Source organism: Allobosea sp. 10L422, assembly GCF_056395345.1.
Genome location: NZ_JBFTJI010000018.1, coordinates 23,085 through 40,205 on the forward strand (window position 1 = coordinate 23,085; position 17,121 = coordinate 40,205).

At 66.8% G+C, this 17,121-nt stretch carries 21 protein-coding genes; 7 read left to right on the forward strand and 14 right to left on the reverse strand.

Annotated features, from left to right (window positions below; translation table 11 throughout):
- Window positions 1–66: 66 nt before the first annotated feature.
- The gene (locus AC1DEZ_RS25485) at window positions 67–807 is read left to right on the forward strand and encodes a DUF1223 domain-containing protein (protein ID WP_476781034.1); all 741 of its coding nucleotides are present in this window, start codon (window positions 67–69) and stop codon (window positions 805–807) included.
- A gap of 21 nt (window positions 808–828) precedes the next feature.
- Here AC1DEZ_RS25485 and AC1DEZ_RS25490 read toward each other — a convergent pair whose 3' ends face one another.
- The 3 genes from AC1DEZ_RS25490 to AC1DEZ_RS25500 form a co-directional block, all read right to left on the reverse strand.
- A complete protein-coding gene (locus AC1DEZ_RS25490; RefSeq protein ID WP_476781035.1) occupies window positions 829–1,434 on the reverse strand; it encodes a TPM domain-containing protein in 606 nt (201 codons plus the stop codon).
- Window positions 1,434–2,231 (reverse strand): TPM domain-containing protein, encoded by a 798-nt coding sequence (locus tag AC1DEZ_RS25495; protein ID WP_476781036.1) that lies wholly within the window; start codon window positions 2,229–2,231, stop codon window positions 1,434–1,436. Before AC1DEZ_RS25495 ends, AC1DEZ_RS25490 begins: the two co-directional genes overlap by 1 nt.
- Window positions 2,232–2,337: 106 nt before the next feature.
- Window positions 2,338–2,940 (reverse strand): LemA family protein, encoded by a 603-nt coding sequence (locus tag AC1DEZ_RS25500; protein ID WP_441514281.1) that lies wholly within the window; start codon window positions 2,938–2,940, stop codon window positions 2,338–2,340.
- Window positions 2,941–3,067: 127 nt separating this feature from the next.
- Between AC1DEZ_RS25500 and ggt the strand changes: the two genes are divergently transcribed.
- Together ggt and AC1DEZ_RS25510 are read left to right on the forward strand one after the other, a co-directional pair.
- Window positions 3,068–4,804, forward strand: coding sequence for a gamma-glutamyltransferase (gene ggt / locus AC1DEZ_RS25505; RefSeq protein WP_476781037.1), 1,737 nt, complete (start codon window positions 3,068–3,070; stop codon window positions 4,802–4,804).
- 66 nt (window positions 4,805–4,870) lie between these two features.
- A complete protein-coding gene (locus AC1DEZ_RS25510) occupies window positions 4,871–5,563 on the forward strand; it encodes an acid phosphatase (RefSeq protein ID WP_476781038.1) in 693 nt (230 codons plus the stop codon).
- Window positions 5,564–5,570: 7 nt separating this feature from the next.
- Here AC1DEZ_RS25510 and AC1DEZ_RS25515 read toward each other — a convergent pair whose 3' ends face one another.
- The 3 genes from AC1DEZ_RS25515 to AC1DEZ_RS25525 all read right to left on the reverse strand — a co-directional run bounded on the left by AC1DEZ_RS25515 (window position 5,571) and on the right by AC1DEZ_RS25525 (window position 8,131).
- On the reverse strand, window positions 5,571–6,062 hold the full coding sequence (locus tag AC1DEZ_RS25515; protein ID WP_441514278.1) for a hypothetical protein: 492 nt from the start codon (window positions 6,060–6,062) through the stop codon (window positions 5,571–5,573).
- Between the two features lie 3 nt (window positions 6,063–6,065).
- Window positions 6,066–7,295: a dual-specificity RNA methyltransferase RlmN gene (gene rlmN, locus AC1DEZ_RS25520; RefSeq protein WP_441514277.1), complete on the reverse strand. Its 1,230-nt coding sequence runs from the start codon at window positions 7,293–7,295 to the stop codon at window positions 6,066–6,068.
- Window positions 7,296–7,519: 224 nt separating this feature from the next.
- Entirely contained in the window at window positions 7,520–8,131 is a 612-nt protein-coding gene (locus AC1DEZ_RS25525) for an invasion associated locus B family protein (protein ID WP_441514276.1), read from the reverse strand.
- A 188-nt stretch (window positions 8,132–8,319) separates the two neighbouring features.
- Between AC1DEZ_RS25525 and AC1DEZ_RS25530 the strand changes: the two genes are divergently transcribed.
- Window positions 8,320–9,294, forward strand: coding sequence for an NADPH:quinone oxidoreductase family protein (locus AC1DEZ_RS25530; protein WP_441514308.1), 975 nt, complete (start codon window positions 8,320–8,322; stop codon window positions 9,292–9,294).
- Window positions 9,295–9,405: 111 nt separating this feature from the next.
- Here the strand turns inward: AC1DEZ_RS25530 and AC1DEZ_RS25535 are convergent, their stop codons facing one another.
- Complete coding sequence (locus AC1DEZ_RS25535) at window positions 9,406–9,741, reverse strand: YkvA family protein (protein ID WP_441514275.1); 336 nt, start codon at window positions 9,739–9,741, stop codon at window positions 9,406–9,408.
- 218 nt (window positions 9,742–9,959) lie between these two features.
- On the opposite strand from AC1DEZ_RS25535, the gene AC1DEZ_RS25540 reads away from it, so the two are divergent.
- Window positions 9,960–10,745 (forward strand): SDR family NAD(P)-dependent oxidoreductase, encoded by a 786-nt coding sequence (locus AC1DEZ_RS25540; protein WP_476781039.1) that lies wholly within the window; start codon window positions 9,960–9,962, stop codon window positions 10,743–10,745.
- Window positions 10,746–10,789: 44 nt separating this feature from the next.
- Window positions 10,790–11,014: a toxin-antitoxin system YwqK family antitoxin gene (locus AC1DEZ_RS25545; RefSeq protein WP_476781040.1), complete on the forward strand. Its 225-nt coding sequence runs from the start codon at window positions 10,790–10,792 to the stop codon at window positions 11,012–11,014.
- Between the two features lie 19 nt (window positions 11,015–11,033).
- Here AC1DEZ_RS25545 and AC1DEZ_RS25550 read toward each other — a convergent pair whose 3' ends face one another.
- Genes AC1DEZ_RS25550 through ftsY form a run of 4 tightly spaced genes read right to left on the reverse strand, consistent with a single transcriptional unit; the run spans window position 11,034 to window position 14,127 of the window.
- Window positions 11,034–11,750 (reverse strand): RES family NAD+ phosphorylase, encoded by a 717-nt coding sequence (locus AC1DEZ_RS25550; protein ID WP_476781053.1) that lies wholly within the window; start codon window positions 11,748–11,750, stop codon window positions 11,034–11,036.
- Window positions 11,744–12,157, reverse strand: a complete 414-nt coding sequence (locus AC1DEZ_RS25555) for an MbcA/ParS/Xre antitoxin family protein (protein WP_476781041.1) — start codon at window positions 12,155–12,157, stop codon at window positions 11,744–11,746. The genes AC1DEZ_RS25550 and AC1DEZ_RS25555 overlap by 7 nt, the downstream gene beginning before the upstream one ends.
- A gap of 57 nt (window positions 12,158–12,214) precedes the next feature.
- Window positions 12,215–12,829, reverse strand: a complete 615-nt coding sequence (locus AC1DEZ_RS25560) for a septation protein A (RefSeq protein WP_476781054.1) — start codon at window positions 12,827–12,829, stop codon at window positions 12,215–12,217.
- 29 nt (window positions 12,830–12,858) lie between these two features.
- Window positions 12,859–14,127 carry a signal recognition particle-docking protein FtsY gene (ftsY, locus tag AC1DEZ_RS25565; protein ID WP_441514270.1) on the reverse strand — a complete coding sequence of 423 codons (1,269 nt, stop codon included), beginning with the start codon at window positions 14,125–14,127 and terminating at the stop codon, window positions 12,859–12,861.
- A gap of 70 nt (window positions 14,128–14,197) precedes the next feature.
- Here ftsY and AC1DEZ_RS25570 point away from each other — a divergent pair, with 70 nt between their 5' ends.
- On the forward strand, window positions 14,198–14,953 hold the full coding sequence (locus AC1DEZ_RS25570) for an RluA family pseudouridine synthase (protein WP_476781042.1): 756 nt from the start codon (window positions 14,198–14,200) through the stop codon (window positions 14,951–14,953).
- 6 nt (window positions 14,954–14,959) lie between these two features.
- On the opposite strand, the gene AC1DEZ_RS25575 is transcribed toward AC1DEZ_RS25570, so the two are convergent.
- The 3 genes from AC1DEZ_RS25575 to AC1DEZ_RS25585 all read right to left on the reverse strand — a co-directional run bounded on the left by AC1DEZ_RS25575 (window position 14,960) and on the right by AC1DEZ_RS25585 (window position 17,065).
- A complete protein-coding gene (locus AC1DEZ_RS25575; protein WP_441514268.1) occupies window positions 14,960–15,256 on the reverse strand; it encodes a 4a-hydroxytetrahydrobiopterin dehydratase in 297 nt (98 codons plus the stop codon).
- Entirely contained in the window at window positions 15,253–15,825 is a 573-nt protein-coding gene (gene thpR, locus AC1DEZ_RS25580) for an RNA 2',3'-cyclic phosphodiesterase (protein ID WP_441514267.1), read from the reverse strand. Before thpR ends, AC1DEZ_RS25575 begins: the two co-directional genes overlap by 4 nt.
- A 184-nt stretch (window positions 15,826–16,009) precedes the next feature.
- Window positions 16,010–17,065 carry an aldo/keto reductase gene (locus AC1DEZ_RS25585; RefSeq protein ID WP_476781043.1) on the reverse strand — a complete coding sequence of 352 codons (1,056 nt, stop codon included), beginning with the start codon at window positions 17,063–17,065 and terminating at the stop codon, window positions 16,010–16,012.
- Window positions 17,066–17,121 lie beyond the last annotated feature (56 nt).

Genomic DNA, 17,121 nt, shown 5'->3' on the forward strand with positions numbered 1-17,121 from the left:
GTAACCTTCGGAAAATAAGTCATCTTCAAAGTCGAGATCATGGTCCCTGTCCTGCGCCGATCCACCGTGGCTGCTGCCGTCCTTGTATTGGGCATGACGGCGGCCCTCGCGCAGACGGGGACGAAGGTGCCGCGGGCGGTGCTCGAGCTCTTTACCAGCCAGGGCTGCTCATCCTGCCCACCCGCCGATGCGCTGGTCCTCGAGCTGGCCAAGGACCCGACGCTGATCGCGCTGACGATGCCGGTGACGTATTGGGACTATCTCGGCTGGAAGGACACGCTCGGCAAGGACTCCTTCGCGAAGCGCCAGAAGCTCTATGCCAAGGCCCGTGGCGATGGGCAGGTCTACACGCCGCAAATCGTCATCAGCGGCTCCTCCCATGCGGTAGGCTCGGAGAAAGCGGAGATCGAGAAGGCGGTGAACCAGTTCGCCGTCACCGGCTTCGCCGCGAAGCTTGCGCTCAAGGAGGAGAACGGCAACCTCCAGATCAAGATCGCGCCGACCGGCGCCGCGAGCGACGAGGTCTCCGGTGTCTGGGTTCTACCCATCTCGCATCAGGCGACGGTGCCCATCACGCGCGGTGAAAACCAGGGCAAGACGCTGACCTACGCCAATGTGGTGCGCGGCATGGTGCGTGTCGGTGACTGGAACGGGCAGGAGGCGACCATCACCGCCCCGTTGGCCGCCACGCAGGCGCCCGAAGCCGATGGCTATGTCGTCGTCATCCAGGCCGACCGGCCGGGCAAGCACGGCTATGTGATGCCGGGCGCGATTCTGGCCGCCGCCAAGGGCCCGGCGACACGCTGAACTTGCCGCCGCGGCAGAGTCTCAGAGCAGGATGACCTTGTTCGACAGCTCGTCGACGTCGCCGGGAACCGGCGGGACATGCTGTGCGAGAACTGCACCGACACCATCGACCGCCTTGATCAGCCCCTCGGTCAGCCTATCCTCGCGCGCCGCCGCCAACAGCGGCTCGATGATGCCGCTCCAGGTGCCCTGGTCCACGAGCCCGTCGATCCCGATATCGGCGAGAATCTCGGCGTAGCGCTCCTGCAGCGCGATATAGAGCAGCACGCCGGTGCGCCCCCTCGTCCGCGTCATGCCACGCGCCGTGAACTCCCGCAGTGCCGCTTCGTGCGCCCGCCGGCGCTTGACGAAGCCCGGCACAAAACGCCCGCCGCGCCCGTACCAGAGGAGCCCTGCCAGAAGCAGGGCTGCGCAGAAGAGTTGAATCATGAAGATTCGCTGCGCGCTCATCGCCGTCAGCGACAGCAGCGGCCATGGCACGAACAGCGCGAGCGTGAGTGCCATGACCACCGGCACGTTGCGGTAGCTCGAAGCCGCCCGGTCGATCACCACCACGATCTCGCCTGCCGTCAGCAATTCGGCCCGGCGCACGGCCTCCGCGATCGCATCCCTGTCAGCGGTATCCATCACCAATCTCCCGAAGCCCCGCCGCCGCCAGAGGAGCCTCCGCCGCCCGAAAAGCCGCCGCCCGAGCTCCAGCCGCCTCCGCCGCCACCCCAGCCGGAACCGCCGCTCCAGCCTGATCCTGAGCCCGTGCTCGGAGGCAGGATCACCCATTGCCCGTTGCGCAGCCGGTGGCGCCGCGCTCCGCCGTTCTGCTGGCTGATCCCCCGCAGGAAAGCGACGATGAACAGGAAGATGAAGATCATCGCGATGATGACGGCGATGTCCTCGCCCAATGAGCTCTCGTCCGAGCGAACCTCGGCGCGCCGCTGCCATTCCTCGGCATCCCCAGCCAGAATGGTCAGGATGGCATCGACCCCGGCATCGATCCCTCCGGCGAAATCGCCGCTCTTGAATTTCGGCGCGATGGCGGTCGTGATGATGACCTTGGAGAGCGCGTCGGTCAGCGCCCCTTCCAGGCCGTAGCCGACTTCGATTCGGACCTTGCGCTCCTTCGGCGCGACGATCAGCAGCACGCCGTTGTTCTTGGCTTTCTCGCCGAGCTTCCAATGCCGGAAGAGCCCGTTGGCGAAATCCTCGATCGGTACGTCCTGAAGCGACGGCACCGTCGCGACGACGACCTGATCGGAGGTCTTGTCTTCATGCGCCTTGAGCTTGTCCTCGATGCGCTGCCGGACATCGGGCGCAAGCAGATTGGCGCCGTCGACGACCCGGCCCGTAAGCGCCGGGTAGTTCGGATCCGCGGCGAATACGAGGCTGCACCAGAGCAACAAAACCAGGGCCGCAGCGGCGCGCAGCATTGTCATTCCCGGGCGATGCGAAGCGCAGACCCCAGAATCTCCGGAAAGAGATGCTCGGGCCGAGCCCGAGCATGACATACCGCTCTGCCGCACGAAGCTGGTTACCTCAGAACTTCACCGCGGGCGGCCGCTCGGCGCCCGCCGTGGCCGTGAAGGTCTCCATCGGCTTGGCGCCCCAGAACAGCTTCGCCCAGATCACGCCCGGGAAGGTACGAATCTCGGTGTTGAAGGCCTGCACCGCCTGAATGTAATCGCGCCGCGCCACCGCAACCCGGTTCTCGGTGCCTTCGAGCTGCGACTGCAAGGCGAGGAAGTTCTGGTTCGACTTCAGCTCCGGATAGCGCTCGACCGTAACGAGCAGGCGACCGAGCGCGCCGGTGAGCTGGTTCTGCGCGTCCTGGAATTCCTTGAACTTGACCGGGTCGTTGATCGTCGAAGCATCGACCTTGACCTGCGTCGCCTTGGCGCGGGCCTCGATCACAGCAGTCAGCACGTCGCGCTCCTGCGCGGCGTAGCCCTTCACCGTCTCGACGAGATTCGGAATCAGATCGGCCCGGCGCTGATACTGGTTCTGCACCTCGGACCACGCGGCCTTCGCCTTCTCCTCCAGCGTCGGCACGTTGTTATAGCCGCAGCCGGCAAGCGCGATGCCGACAAGGCCGAGCACGAGCCACGCGAGTGGACGGCGAAGATGGGTGGAAAACGACATGCCGAAAACCCCTTTTGGCAGCGTCACAACGGTCTCGATTCGGAACTCTACCTGTCGCGGCGCGCTGGTCCAAGCTGGCAGGCCGCGACGAATGGCCTATTCTGCCCGCAATCCTCGGAGTCGAGCCATGCGCCTACCCCTCCTTCTGCCCCTGACCGCGGCCCTGCTGACCACTCAGGTCGCGATCGCTCAGCCGCTCGCTCCTGCGCCCGAGGCGGGCACGGGGCGCAGTATCAAGACACTCGGCACGGCCCAGCGCTTCATGGCCGCCGCCGCAAATCCGCTCGCTGCCGCGGCCGGGCGCGACATTCTGCGCGCCGGCGGCAGCGCGGCAGACGCCGCTATCGCCACCCAGTTCGTGCTCAACCTGGTCGAGCCGCAGAGCTCCGGCATCGGCGGCGGAGCGTTCTTCGTCTATTGGGACGAGACCGCTCGCAAGGTGACGACACTCGATGGCCGCGAGACGGCCCCCGCTGCCGCCAGGCCGGACCGCTTCATCAAGGACGGCAGGCCGATGCGGTTCGTGGATGCCGTCATCGGTGGCCGCTCGGTCGGCGTGCCCGGCACGCTGAAGCTGTTGGAGGAGGCGCATCGCCGCTGGGGCAAGCTGCCTTGGGCCGATCTGGTGGCCCCCGCCCTGAAACTGGCGGAGGAGGGTTTCACCATCTCTCCCCGCCTCAACGGCCTGCTCGCCGGCGAAGCCAACCTGCCGAAAAACGCCCTCGCCGCAGCCTATTTCTACGAGCCCGACGGCAAGCCCAAGGCCGTCGGCACCGTCCTGAAGAACCCGGCCTTTGCGGCGACGCTGCGAGCCATCGCCGCGCAGGGCGCAAAAGCGCTCTATGAGGGGCCGATCGCTGAGGACATCGTTGCGACCGTCACAGGTCACCCGACCAATCCCGGCGACATGGCGCTGGCCGATCTCGCCGCCTACAAGGTCCAGGAGCGCGAGCCGGTTTGCGGCAGCTATCGCATCTGGCGCCTCTGCGGCATGGGGCCTCCGAGTTCGGGCGCCATCGCCATCCAGCAGATTCTCGGCGTGCTGGAAGGGCAAGATCTGCGCCGGATCGGTCCGGGCGCTGAGGCCGCCCACTGGTTCAGCGAAGCCGGCCGCCTCGCCTTCGCCGATCGCGCGCTTTATCTTGCGGATCCCGCCTTCATCAGCGTGCCCGTGCGCGGCCTGATCGACCGCAGCTATATCCGCTCCCGCGCCAGCCTGGTCAGCCCGGAACGGTCGATGGGCAAGGCCAAGCCGGGCGATCCTCCGAACAAGAGAGCGCAGCAGTTCGCCCCCTCCGATGGCATCGAGAACGGCACCAGCCACATCTCGGTGGTCGACGCGGCCGGCAATGCCGTCGCCATGACCACCACGATCGAGGACGGCTTCGGCTCGCGCCTGATGACGCAAAGCGGCTTCCTGCTCAACAACGAGCTGACCGATTTCAACTTCGCACCGGAGGAGGATGGAAAGCCCGTCGCCAACCGTGTCGAGCCCGGCAAGCGGCCGCGTTCCTCGATGGCGCCGACCTTGGTCTTCGACGCTTTCGGTCGGCTCTATGCCGTCGTCGGCTCGCCTGGCGGCAGCCAGATCATCGGCTATGTCGCCAAGACCCTCGTCGCGCTGCTCGATTGGAAGATGGACCCGCAGCAGGCTGTTGATTTCGGCAATTTCGGCAGCCGGAACGGGCCGACTGAGCTGGAGAGTGGGACGGAAGCCGAGGCCTGGAAGCCTGCGCTGGAAGCGAAGGGCCATGAGGTGCGCCTGCTGGAGATGACCTCCGGCACCCAGGCCATCGTGAAGACGCCTGAGGGCTTCCTGGGCGGCGCCGACGGCCGGCGGGAAGGGGTCGCGATCGGGGACTGAGCCTGCGTCATGACGCTGTCATCTTGCGGGCGCGTGGCTCCGCGCGCCCCACAGAGGACCGCTCCCATGCGCACCATCGCCCTCGCCTTTCTGACCCTGCTCGCCCTCGCCGCCGCTCCGCTGCGGGCCGAAGACGCAAAACCCTTCGCCACCGCCGCCTCGATCGATCTGCGCACCGTCCTCAAGCCGCCGCCGACCCAGGACTCCGCTCAGACCAAGGCCGAGATCGGCGAAGTCCTCACCATCCAGGTCACGCGCTCGCCCGAGATGGAAGCACAGGCCCAGGCCGATGCGGGCGAGGACATCTGGCGCTTCGCCAATGTCATGGGCCCGGCCTTCAAGGCCGACTCATTGCCGGTCTTCTCCGCCTTCTTCGATCGCGTCGTCGCGACCGAAGGCGCCGTGGTCGATCCGGCCAAGGACAGCTGGAAGCGCCCGCGCCCGCATCAGGCAAGCCCGCTGGTGAAGCCGGTGGTGAAGATCTCCAATTCCGGCGCCTATCCGTCCGGCCATACCACCGTCGGGACGCTCATGGGCATCGTGCTCTCCAACATGGTGCCGGAGAAGCGCACCGAGATCATGGACAGGGCCTGGGCCTATGGCTGGAACCGCGTGATCGGCGGCATCCACTACCGCTCGGATATCGAGGCCGGCCGCATCGCCGGCTCGGTCATCGCCGCCCGGATCATGGAGCAGCCCGAATTCCAGACCGAGTTCGCTGCCGCCAAGGCCGAACTGCGGAAGGTGCTCGGGCTCTGAGCGACGCTCAGTTACGCGGTGCGGTGGGTGCGTTGCGCTCCCCGCCCGCGCCGCGTCCGGCGATCAACCAGTAGACGAAGCCCGTTGCGGCGCCGACCACGAAGAGCCCGGAGATGATCTGGATCTCCGCATGGCTCGGCGCCCGCGACAACCTCAGCATGGCGAGAGGCAGCAGCGCCGCGAGGGCGCCGGTCAGACCGCTCTGGATGAGGCCGCTGCGCAACCGGAACAGCTCACTGCCGACCGCGACCAGCACCACCGGCGCCACGATGATCGCCATCCCCAGCCGCCCGATCAAGGCGAAGGCCGCTTGCGCCGCCGGCGCCGGATCGACGCCGCTCTCGGCCAACCCGAACAGAACGTCGATGAGCCGCTCAATGCCGCCGCCGATCAGCAGCGCCACGGCGGGCGAGGCGACACTCGCCATGGCGAGGAAGAACAGCCCCGCCCCCATCGCGACGAGGCAGGCGAAAGGGATCAGCAGAATCCAGCGTAGCAAGGCTTACTCCGCCGCAACGGCCGGCGCAGCCTGCGCCTCTTCCTGCTCCAACATCAGCCGGGCGCGGGCCGAGAGCTTCTCGGTCTCGCTCTTGAGCTGGCCGCAGGCTGCGAGAATGTCGCGCCCGCGCGGGGTGCGCACCGGCGAGGCATAGCCGGCGCGGAAGACGATCTCGGAGAAGCGCTCGATCCGGTCCCAGTCCGAGCACTCGTACTTGGTGCCGGGCCAGGGGTTGAACGGGATCAGGTTGATCTTGGCCGGGATGCCCTTGAGCAGACGGACGAGCTCGCGCGCCTCGGCGTCGGAGTCGTTCACGCCCTTGAGCATGACGTATTCAAAGGTGATCCGCTTCGCATTCGACAGGCCCGGATAGTTCCGGCAGGCGTCGAGTAGATCCTTGATCGGGTATTTCTTGTTGAGCGGCACCAATTCGTTGCGCAGATCGTCGCGCACCGCATGCAGCGAGATCGCCAGCATCGTGCCCATCTCCTCGCCGAGCGGGCCGATCTGCGGCACCACGCCAGAGGTCGAGACGGTGATGCGACGGCGCCCGAGCGACAGCCCCTGATCATCGGTGATCACGCCGATCGCATCGCGCACGCCGTCGAAATTGTAGAGCGGCTCGCCCATGCCCATGAAGACGATGTTCGTGACAAAGCGCCCGCCATCATTCGGGACGAAGGCGCCTTCCGGCGGCTTGCGGTTGGGGAAATCGCCGAGGCGGTCGCGCGCCACCATCACCTGCGCGACGATCTCCTCGGTCTTGAGATTGCGCACCAGGCGCTGCGTGCCGGTGTGGCAGAAGGTGCAGGTCAGCGTGCAGCCGACCTGGCTGGAGACGCACAGGGTGCCGCGGTCGACTTCGGGGATGTAGACGCATTCGATCTCGGCGCCGCGGTCATGCGCGCCGGTCGAAGGCATCCGCATCAACCATTTGCGCGTGCCGTCGGTCGAGACCTGCTCGGCCGTGACCTCCGGAAGATCGAGCGAGAAACGCTCGGCAAGCTGCCCGCGCAGCCCCTTGCCGATCGTCGTCATCGCGTCGAAATCGCGGACGCCATAATGATAGATCCAGTTCCAGAGCTGGCCGACGCGCATGCGCCGCTCCTTCTCGGAAACGCCGATCTCGGCGAGCGCCTCAACGAGGCCGGCGCGGGTACGCCCTACCAGCGAGGGGCGTCGCAAAACGGTTTCAGCCGCCGGAGCGGCAGGTGCGGAAACGGACACTGTCATCGGAGCTCTGTCGTCGCCCATCAGGAAAGGCGCGGGATTTGCCGCTCCCTAGCACAATTGCGGGAAAACCGGAAATCCGGCCCCAGCGTCATTCGCGGGCGGAGCCCTCGGGTCCGAACTGTGGCCCGAGGATAAACGCCGCGTAGACCCGAGAATCACCTGGCACAGATGCTGGGGCATGCCCGAGCATGACGGGCCTCGGTCTCAAGGCTTCGCCATGCGCCCTACTTGCAGGCGTCTTCGGCGCGCTTCACGATCTGGCTGATGCCCGCGAGCGAGTACTTGTCGGCGGTGGCGTTGCCGCGCTTCGAGGTCGCCTTGATCTCCAGCCCGGAACCGCGGCGCATCGCGTCGAGCATGCGCTGCTCCTCGGCCGGGTTCTTCAGCCACATGTTCTGGCCCTTGGCGACCAGCGCGAAGCGGTCATTGCCGATCAAGGCCTGATGTTCGACGCCTTCCTTGACGTCGAAGTTCATCACGAAGCTGATCTCGTTGCGCACGCCTTCCCCCGGCCGGCTGGAGACGAAGAGCATACCCTCGACATCCTTGAGATTCGCCGGCATGCGGCTCTCCGGCTTGGCGAGCGCGTAGCAGACCTTGGAACGGCCCTGCTGCGAGGAGAAGGCCTGCCATTTGCCGGCCGTCTCCAGCAGCATCGCCTGCCCCTGTCCGGGGCTGGCGGCAGGCGTGGCAGCGGCGGTCGCGGCGGGCTTCGGCTTGGCCGGCGCAGCCTCAGCCGGCAGACCGGCCAGGGCCAGCAATCCAGCCGTCAGGCCGAGCGCGGCGGCGATGCGGAAAAATGCGGCGTCGCGGGTGCGGAAGAAGGACTTGATCATGGACCGCCATCAGTCACTAAAAAACTTAATACCGCGTTTACCACCTGTTGAGGAGCGGACCGCGCGGGACGGCGGCATAGAGTGTCACGATCCTGGCGAAAATGCGAACGGCACCATTGCCGGCCGGTTCCCCGTTCCGAGCGGCCGTGGCAGAGTTCCGCGCCGAGGATGGCAACGGTGAAGTGGCGATGAAAGCCTTGCTCTGCGAACATCACGGACCGGCGGAGGAACTCGTCATCCGCGACCTGCCCGAGCCGCTGCCGGGCCGCGGCGAGGTCGTCATTGACGTAAAGGCTGCCGCTCTCAACTTCTTCGACACGCTGATCATCAAGGGCCGCTACCAGACCAAGCCGGCCTTCCCCTTTTCTCCCTCGGCCGAATGCGCCGGCACCATCGCCGCCCTGGGCGAAGGCGTCGCCGGCTGGCGCGTCGGTGAGCGCGTTGGAGCCTGGATGGGCTATGGCGCTGCGCGCGAGAAGGTCGCGGTGTCCGCCGACGCACTGGTTCGCGTCCCCGACAAGCTCGACGACGCGCAGGCCGCGAGCCTGTTCGTCACCTATGGCACTGCGATGCACGGGCTGATCCAGCGCGCGCATCTGAAGGCGGGCGAGACGCTGGCGATCCTCGGCGCTTCCGGCGGAGCGGGGCTCGCCGCCGTCGAGATCGGCGCGCTGCTCGGCGCCCATGTCATCGCCTGCGCCTCCTCGCCCGACAAGCTCGCGCTCGCCCGCGAGCACGGGGCGCAGGAGGAGGTCGACTATGCGCAGCACGACATTCGCACCGCGCTGAAGAAGCTCACCGGCGGGCGCGGCGTCGATGTCCTCTACGACACGGTCGGCGGCGAGCTCGCCGAGCCCGCCCTGCGTTCGATGGCCTGGGAAGGGCGCTACCTCGTCGTCGGCTTCGCCGGCGGCGAGATCCCGAAGATTCCGCTCAACCTGCTGCTGCTCAAGGGGTGTGACCTGCGCGGCGTCTTCTGGGGCGAGTTCGTCGTCCGCGAGCCGGCCGCGCATCGGCGCAACATGGAACGCCTGCTGGAATGGGCAGCAGGCGGCCATATCCGCGCCCATGTCCATGCGACCTTCCCGCTGGAGCGCTGGACGGAAGCCTACGCGCTGATTGGCGACCGCAAGGCCAAGGGCAAGATCGTCCTGACGCTGTAGATCGGTCCCGCGTCATCCTCGGGCGAAGCAAAGCTTCGACCCGAGAATCTCACGACAAGAAGGCGCCGGTTTCCGGGATGCTGGGTCCAGCCCGAACATGACGCCGCCGGATCAAAGCTCCGCCAGCTTCGCCTTCGCCCGCTCGCGATGCTCCGGCGTGATCGAGCCGGCGACGGCCGCGATCGCCGCAGCAATCACCGCCGCATCGTCGGTGAAGCCAATGAGCGGCATGAAGTCGGGAATCGCGTCCACCGGCAGCACGAAATAGCCGAGCGCGGCGAGCAGCGTCAGCCGCACACGGCGCGGCGTCGCCGGATCGCGCGCACAGAACCACGCGGCCAGCAGATCCTCGGCAAACGGAATGCGTTTCGCGACGCGCTTGAGCCGGGCCATGAAATCGGCACCGAACTTCGCTTCGTCGCGCAGGCTCTTGCGGATCGCCTCCATCTCCTCGCGGCTGAAGCTTGCGCTGAACCCCTGGCTCATCCCGGTCTTGCTCCTTTGCGTCCGATGACGCCGATGATCGCGCGCTCGAGATCGGCGCGCCATGTCGAAAGATGGCCCCGTCGCAATCCTGCACAAGAGGCCGGCCGGAAAACCCGCTTGGAGCGACATGAAACGCGCTCTAAACCGGCTTTAGAACCAAAAAGCACGGGAAACGTACCATGAAGCTCGATTCCTCCCTCGCCGCCATCGTCACCGGTGGCGCCTCCGGCCTCGGCGAGGCAACCGCCCGCATGCTCGCCAGCCAGGGCGTCAAGGTGGCGCTGCTCGACCTCAATGCCGAGCGCGGCGAAGCGATCGCGCAGGAGATCGGCGGCATCTTCTGCGCCTGCGACGTCACCAGCGAAACCTCCGTCGACGAAGCCTTGGCCAGGGCCCGCGCCGCCCATGGCGTCGCCCGCATCATCGTCAACTGCGCCGGCATCGCGCCGGGCCGCCGCGTCGTCTCCAAGAAGCGCGACACCGGCGAGCTCGTCGCCCATGATCTCGCCACCTTCGAGAAGGCTGTCGCGATCAACCTCGTCGGCACCTTCCGCGTCATCGCCAAATCGGCGACGGCACTGGCAAGCCTCGAACCGATCACGGCCGATGGCGGGCGCGGCGTCATCATCTGCACAGCCTCGGTCGCAGCCGAGGACGGGCAGATCGGCCAAGCCGCCTATGCCGCCTCCAAGGCCGGCGTCGCCGGCATGACGCTGCCGATCGCACGCGATCTGGCCGGGCTCGGCATCCGCATCGTCACGATCATGCCCGGCCTGTTCGAGACGCCGATGTTCGCCGGCCTTCCCGAGGATGCGAAAGCCTCGCTCGCCGTCTCGGTGCCGCACCCGTCGCGCCTCGGCAGACCCACGGAATACGCGGCGCTGGCCCGCAGCATCATCGAGAACGACATGCTGAACGGCACCGCGATCCGTCTTGACGGCGCGATCCGCCTCGCGCCGAAATAGCGGCCTCCGCCTGCCCCGGGCTGGGTCCACCACAGGAGGCGATGGTGAAACCCGTTCCTTTCGAGAAGCGCCACAAGGACGGCAGCCCATGGGCACGAGGCCAGACCCTGGATGGCCTGCCCACCGGCTACTGGGAGTGGTTCCGCAAGGACGGCACCCGGTTGCCCTCCGGCCATTTCGACAAGGGCGAGCAGGTCGGGGAATGGACAACCTATGATGCGGTCGGTCAGGTGTACAAGGTGACGCGAATGCGTCGCTCCGACGACTGAGGCGCTCGCGCCACCGCGGTCACAGAATGCGGTAGACCTCGCCGGCGCTGCGGTCCCGGTAGAGATCCACGCGCTCGCCGTTCCAATGATAGTCGAGATGCCGACCCTGCACCGGGTGACCGGCCCCGTCGGGATAGAACAGGCCGACGCATTCTCCGCCGGGGCAGCGCACGCTGGGATAGACGACGCCTGCCGAGCCAAGCGCCCGCAACCCGGCGCCAAGCGCCTGGCTGCCGGCATAGTCGGCCGGGTCGAGCAGCGGGGCAGCTTCGGCCCCGAGCGCCCGGACATCGTGCAGGGTCGCGTCGATCTCCAGGACGATCTCGCGGAACTGCGAGGTCCAGCCCGGCGGCTGCGCCGTCGCCAGCATGAACCGGGCGTGATGGTGGATCGTCTCGAGCAGCGCCACCTCGAAACGGTCCCCGGCATAGAGCACGCCGAAGCCACCGTCGCTGAAGCGGCTCGGCCGGTCCGGGCTGACATGCGTGAAGGGGGCCATCAGCCAGCTCGCACCCTGGCCCGATACGCGTCTGCCGGGCGGCACGAGATCGAGATTGCCGATCGTCTCCATCAGCCGCGGATTGGTCTTCTGCTCGGCGGCGATCAGCAGCGGCCAGTCCGCGGGGTCGGCGATATCCTCGAACAGGTCGATCGGCGGGAAGATGCTGCGGATGATCCGCACCGCCCCCTGCCATTCGACCTCTGCGACCGGCAGGCTCTGCGGCTCGATCACCAGCCGCCCCGCTCGGCATCGAGCAGGCGGCGCACCCGCATTAGATCGGTTAGCTCGCCGCCGAGCATGATATCCAGCGCCGATTTGCCCCCGAAGTCGCTGTTCGGCCGCTTGATCCAATCATAACCGCGCTGCGGCTCGGTGAAGATCAATCGCAGAGCCTTGTGGATGCCCATCAGGTTCGACAGCCGCGCCTTGCCGTCACGCGAGATGCGGCCGGTTTCGCCGGCTTTCCAGCGCCGATAGCTCCGAACCGGCAGGTCGATCAGCACCGCCGCCTCCTCGTCGGTGACGCGCCAGAGCCGGAACAGGTTCACGGCAGCGCGAAACATGGCGGCCGCCTCCTCGTCCGTGATCGGATCGGGAGCGAAGTCGCGCTGGCCTGTTTCGATGCGCAGCAGGGCCGCCATGGCAGATCCTCCATTTGGCATAAAATGGAGACAACTCTGCCAAATGGCAAGATGCCGCTATTCCTCGATCTTCGTCGGCTTGATCTCGTGCTTGAGGATCAGCGGTGTCTGGGCCAGGGCGAACGCCATGGTCAGCGGCATCACGCCCCAGACCTTGAAGGCGACCCAGAAATCCTGGGTCTGTGTGCGCCAGACCACCTCGTTGAGCGCCGCCAGCACGAAGAAGAACAGTCCCCAGCGGAAGGTGAGCTTGCGCCAGCCTTCCGCGTCGAGCTGCAGCACCGTCTCCAGCACCAGCGAGAGCAGCGAACGGCCGAAGAAAAGCCCGCCGAGCAGCACCGAGCCGAACAGCGCATTCACGATGGTCGGCTTGACCTTGATGAAGAAGGCATCGTCCAGCGCCAGCGTGAGCCCGCCGAAGACGGTGACGACGATGGCGTTCACGATCGCCATGCGCGGCAGATAGCCCATCAGCACCCGCGACAGCGCCAGCGCCACGAGCGAGGCCGCGATGAAGATGCCGGTCGCGACGAAGATGCGTCGGTCCTCGGCGACGTGGAACAGCCGGTCGCCATAGGAATTCGCGAAGAAGAAGATCGCGAGCGGCCCAAATTCCAGCGCCAGCTTGAGCAGGGGGCTTATCGCCCTGCCTTTCGCGGCCTCGGCCGGAATCTGCCGTGTCGTCTCGCTTGCGCCGTCGCTCACGCCGCCTCTCCCAATCCCGCCACGGCACGCGCGAAGTCGCGCGCCGAGAACGGCTCCAGATCCTCGACGCTCTCGCCGACGCCGATGAAATGCACGGGCAGGCCGAACTGCGCCGCCAGCGCCACCAGGATGCCGCCGCGCGCCGTGCCGTCGAGCTTTGTCATTACCAGCCCGGTCACGCCCGCCGTCTCGCGGAAGGCCTCGACCTGGCTGATCGCGTTCTGGCCGACGGTGGCGTCGAGCACGAGCAGCGCCGCATGCGGCGCGCTCGGATCCTGCTTACGGATGACGCGGACCACCTTGGCGAGTTCGTCCATCAGCCCCTGCTTGTTCTGCAGCCGCCCGGCGGTGTCGACGAGCAGCACGTCGGTACCGTCAGCCTTGGCTTTCTCCAGCGCCTCGAAAGCGAGGCCCGCCGCATCGGCCCCCTGCTGGCCGAAGACGACCTTGGCGCCGGTGCGCTCGCCCCAGACGCGCAGTTGCTCGATCGCGGCGGCGCGGAAGGTATCGCCAGCGGCCAGCATCACGGATTTGCCCTCGGCGCGGAATTTCGCAGCGAGCTTGCCGATCGTCGTGGTCTTGCCGGAGCCATTGACCCCGACCATCAGCAGCACGAACGGCTTTTTCGTGGCGTCGATCACCAGCGGCTGCGCCACGGGAACGAGAATCGTCTCGACCTCGCGCGCCAGTATCGTCTTCACCTCGGCCGGCTCGATCTGCTTGTCGTAGCGCCCGTCGCCGACGGCCTTGGCGATCCTGGCCGAGGTCGCGAGACCGAGATCGGCCTGGATCAGGATGTCCTCGAGATCCTCAAGCGTGCCCGCGTCGAGCTTGCGCTTGGTGAAAAGGTCGGTGATCCCCGTCGTCAGCGCCGAGGAGGTGCGCGAGAGCCCATCCGTCAGGCGCCTCCACCAGCTCCGCTTCGGCTGCGGGGCGGGGGTGGGAGCGGGTTCAGGAGCAGCAACGGGTTCAGGCTGCGGTGCGACGGCAACCTCGGGTTTCGGTTCCGGTTCCGCCGGCAGCGCAATGCTTTCGACCGGAGCGGGCGACACAACGGGCTCGGCAGCGTGAACTTCAACAGCGGGAACTTCCGCCTCGGCAACCGACGGCGCAACGACCTCTTCTGCTTCCGGCTTCAGGTCCTCGAGGGACTCGGCCGCCTGCTCGGTTGCCGCCTCGGGCGCCGGTGCCGGTTTGGCCGGCTCCTCGTCGCGCCCGAACAGCTTCGAAAAGAAGCCGCGTTTCTTCGGTTCGGTCTCGCTCATCGCCATCCTGTCTTCGGTTCGGCGGGCATCTTCAGTTGCGCCGCCGTGCCGGCTTCGCTAGCGCAATGCCATGGCTCAGCCGGATCAACCAGACAATTCGCAGCCGCAGAGGCAAATCGACGCCGAGCTGCCGGTGCCGCTGCTCTATCGCGACGCCATGATGCTCGTCATCGACAAGCCCGCCGGTCTGCCTTCGCATCGCGGCCCGCAGGCGAAGCGCCGCGTCATTCCCGTTCTGACCGATTATCTCGACCAGCTCCGCTTCGGCCTGCCGCGCCGGCCGGAAGCCGCGCATCGTCTCGACAAGGATACCTCCGGCTGTCTCATTCTCGGCCGCCATCCCCGCGCAATGGCCGAGCTCAACCAGATGTTTCGCGACGGGCGGATCGACAAGACTTATTGGGCGGTCGTGCAGGGCGATCCGGCAGAGGACGAGGGGCTGATCGATCTGCCGCTGGCCCGGCGCTCGCCGGAGCGCGGCTGGTGGATGAAGGTCGATCCCGCCGGCCTGCCCTCGCAGACCCGCTATCGCGTGCTCGGGCGAGGCCGGGACGAGACTGGCCCGCTCGCCTGGCTCGCCATGGAGCCGCTGACCGGGCGCACCCATCAACTGCGCGTGCATTGCCAGGCATCCGGCTGGCCGATGCTCGGCGACGAAATCTACGGCAACGCCCCGCGCGAAGACGGCCCCGGTCTCCAGCTCCACGCCCGCGGCATCACCGTGCCGCTTTACCGCAAGCGCGAGCCGATCCATGTCGAGGCGCCGCCTCCGCCGCATATGTTGGCAGCCTTGAAGGCCTGCGGATGGAGCGCCGCCTCGGGCTGAAGCTGCTTAGCTCGCCAGCGCGTCGATCGCCCGGGCGAGCTTGACGTCGAGTTCGGTCAGCCCGCCGGCATCATGGGTGGCGAGCGTCACTTCGACCGTCCGATAGACGTTCGACCACTCGGGGTGGTGATTCATCGCCTCGGCGAGCAGCGCGACCCGCGTCATCCAGCCGAAGGCCTCGCTGAAGTCGCGGAAGACGAAGCGCCGCGTGATCGCCTCGCGTCCCTGGACCAGCTTCCAGCCGGTCAGCGTCGCCAGCGCTTCGGCCTGAGCCTCCGGGGAAAGCCGCTTCGGTCTTGTCATCGGCGCATCTCCCGCGGCAGTCGATTCGGATAGGACGGGCCGAGCGGATAAGCGGCTTCCAACACATAGGGGCCACCGCCGATCGAGTCGCGCGACGACATCAGCGCGACGCGGCGCACCGTGAAGGTGATCGGCGGCACGATTGGGTGCAGGCCGAGATAATGCGCGACCTCGGTCGGCATGGTGTCGCGCAGCCGCGCCAAGGTGACATGCGGCACGAATTTGCGCCCCTCCGCCGGCAGGCCGATGCGACGCATCTGCCGCTCGATATCCCCCTGCAGATCGGTCAGCGCCTTCACCGGCGTCGCGCGGGCAAAGACGGCGCGCGGCTTGTCGCCGCCGAAGCTGCCGAGTGAATCGAGGGTTACCTCGAAGGGATAGGCGCTGAGATCGGAGAGCATGTGGTCGACGTCGTTCGCCATCCGCCGGTCGACATCGCCCAGAAAGCGCAGGGTGATGTGGTAATCGGCCGGTTCGATCCAGCGTGCTCCCGACAGGCCCCCGCGATGCAGCGTCAGCTGGCTTGCAACCTCGGCGGGAATTTCCAGAGCGATGAACAGCCTCGGCATGAGTGAATCCCTTGCCAAGCAATTGTGACTCTGGAGAGACGGTAAGCGCGCAGCCGGCTCATGGGAACCGTTTTTCCCCTGCGCGATGCTCGGCGCGCTCCGTCATGCTCGGGCTCAACGTGAGCATCTCATCGACGAGATTCCCGGGTCGCCGCTGTGCGGCGCCCGAGAACGACGCATTTCTTCACGGGCAGGGATTGCCGACGAGCTGATGGATCGCGTCGATTTTCGCCTCGACCTCAGGCGACAGCTTGACGTCGATCGAGGCGATATCGGTCTTGAGCTGCTCCATCGAGGTCGCGCCGATGATGTTGGCGGTCACGAAGCAGCGGCTGTTGACGAAGGCCAGCGCCATCTGCGCCGGATCGAGGCCGGCCTCCCGAGCAAGCGCGATGTAGCGCTTGATCGCATCCTCGGCACCGCCGCCCTCATAGCGCTGGCCGCGATCGAACAGCGTCGTGCGGGCGCCGGCCGGGCGGGCACCGTCGAGATATTTGCCAGTGAGATAGCCCTGCGCCAGCGGCGAATAGGCGAGCAGGCCGACATCCTCGCGCAGCGCGACCTCGGCAAGCGCCGTCTCGAAGGTGCGGTTGAGCAGATTATAGGCGTTCTGGACCGACTGCACGCGCGGCGTGCCGCGCGCCTCCGAATCCGTCACGAAGCGCATCGTGCCCCAGGCGCTCTCATTGGAGAGGCCGAGATGGCGGATCTTGCCGGCTTTCACCAGCTCGCCGAAAGCGTCGAGCTGCTCGGGGATCGAGGTCTCGTCGGCCGGCTTCTCATAGGCAGCCCGTGAAAAGCGCGTGGGGTTCGAGCCCCACGGCATCGGCCGTTCGGGAAAATGCAGCTGGTAGAGATCGATATAGTCGGTCTGCAGGCGATTCAGGCTCTTGTCGACCGCTTCGAAGATCTGCTTGCGCGTCAGCCGCGTCGGGCTCTTGTCGTCGCGGAACCAGGTGTTGCCGCCACGGCCGCAAACCTTCGATGCCAGGATGATCTTGTCGCGGTTGCCGCGGGCCTTGAACCAGTTACCGATGATCCGCTCGGTCGAGCCTTGCGTCTCCGGCTTGGGCGGTATCGCGTAGAGCTCGGCGGTATCGAAGAAATTGATGCCCTGCTCGATCGCATAATCCATCTGGGCATGGCCTTCGGCCTCGGTGTTCTGTTCCCCCCAGGTCATGGTTCCCAAGCAGATCACCGAGACCTTGAGATCGGTGCGCCCGAGGCGACGGTATTCCATGGCGAAGCAACTCCGGAAACAGGCCGGCGGGCGGCGATACGAGAATCGGGGATCGC

What these genes read in the sequence shown, in the direction of transcription:
- AC1DEZ_RS25490 (WP_476781035.1), bottom strand. Translation starts at nt 1,434, where the DNA reads ATGGATACCGCTGACAGGGATGCGATCGCGGAGGCCGTGCGCCGGGCC.
- AC1DEZ_RS25495 (WP_476781036.1), bottom strand. Translation starts at nt 2,231, where the DNA reads ATGCTGCGCGCCGCTGCGGCCCTGGTTTTGTTGCTCTGGTGCAGCCTC.
- AC1DEZ_RS25500 (WP_441514281.1), bottom strand. Translation starts at nt 2,940, where the DNA reads ATGTCGTTTTCCACCCATCTTCGCCGTCCACTCGCGTGGCTCGTGCTC.
- ggt (WP_476781037.1), top strand. Translation starts at nt 3,068, where the DNA reads ATGCGCCTACCCCTCCTTCTGCCCCTGACCGCGGCCCTGCTGACCACT.
- AC1DEZ_RS25510 (WP_476781038.1), top strand. Translation starts at nt 4,871, where the DNA reads ATGCGCACCATCGCCCTCGCCTTTCTGACCCTGCTCGCCCTCGCCGCC.
- rlmN (WP_441514277.1), bottom strand. Translation starts at nt 7,295, where the DNA reads ATGACAGTGTCCGTTTCCGCACCTGCCGCTCCGGCGGCTGAAACCGTT.
- AC1DEZ_RS25525 (WP_441514276.1), bottom strand. Translation starts at nt 8,131, where the DNA reads ATGATCAAGTCCTTCTTCCGCACCCGCGACGCCGCATTTTTCCGCATC.
- AC1DEZ_RS25530 (WP_441514308.1), top strand. Translation starts at nt 8,320, where the DNA reads ATGAAAGCCTTGCTCTGCGAACATCACGGACCGGCGGAGGAACTCGTC.
- AC1DEZ_RS25535 (WP_441514275.1), bottom strand. Translation starts at nt 9,741, where the DNA reads ATGGAGGCGATCCGCAAGAGCCTGCGCGACGAAGCGAAGTTCGGTGCC.
- AC1DEZ_RS25540 (WP_476781039.1), top strand. Translation starts at nt 9,960, where the DNA reads ATGAAGCTCGATTCCTCCCTCGCCGCCATCGTCACCGGTGGCGCCTCC.
- AC1DEZ_RS25555 (WP_476781041.1), bottom strand. Translation starts at nt 12,157, where the DNA reads ATGGCGGCCCTGCTGCGCATCGAAACAGGCCAGCGCGACTTCGCTCCC.
- ftsY (WP_441514270.1), bottom strand. Translation starts at nt 14,127, where the DNA reads ATGAGCGAGACCGAACCGAAGAAACGCGGCTTCTTTTCGAAGCTGTTC.
- AC1DEZ_RS25570 (WP_476781042.1), top strand. Translation starts at nt 14,198, where the DNA reads ATGGCTCAGCCGGATCAACCAGACAATTCGCAGCCGCAGAGGCAAATC.
- AC1DEZ_RS25575 (WP_441514268.1), bottom strand. Translation starts at nt 15,256, where the DNA reads ATGACAAGACCGAAGCGGCTTTCCCCGGAGGCTCAGGCCGAAGCGCTG.
- thpR (WP_441514267.1), bottom strand. Translation starts at nt 15,825, where the DNA reads ATGCCGAGGCTGTTCATCGCTCTGGAAATTCCCGCCGAGGTTGCAAGC.
- AC1DEZ_RS25585 (WP_476781043.1), bottom strand. Translation starts at nt 17,065, where the DNA reads ATGGAATACCGTCGCCTCGGGCGCACCGATCTCAAGGTCTCGGTGATC.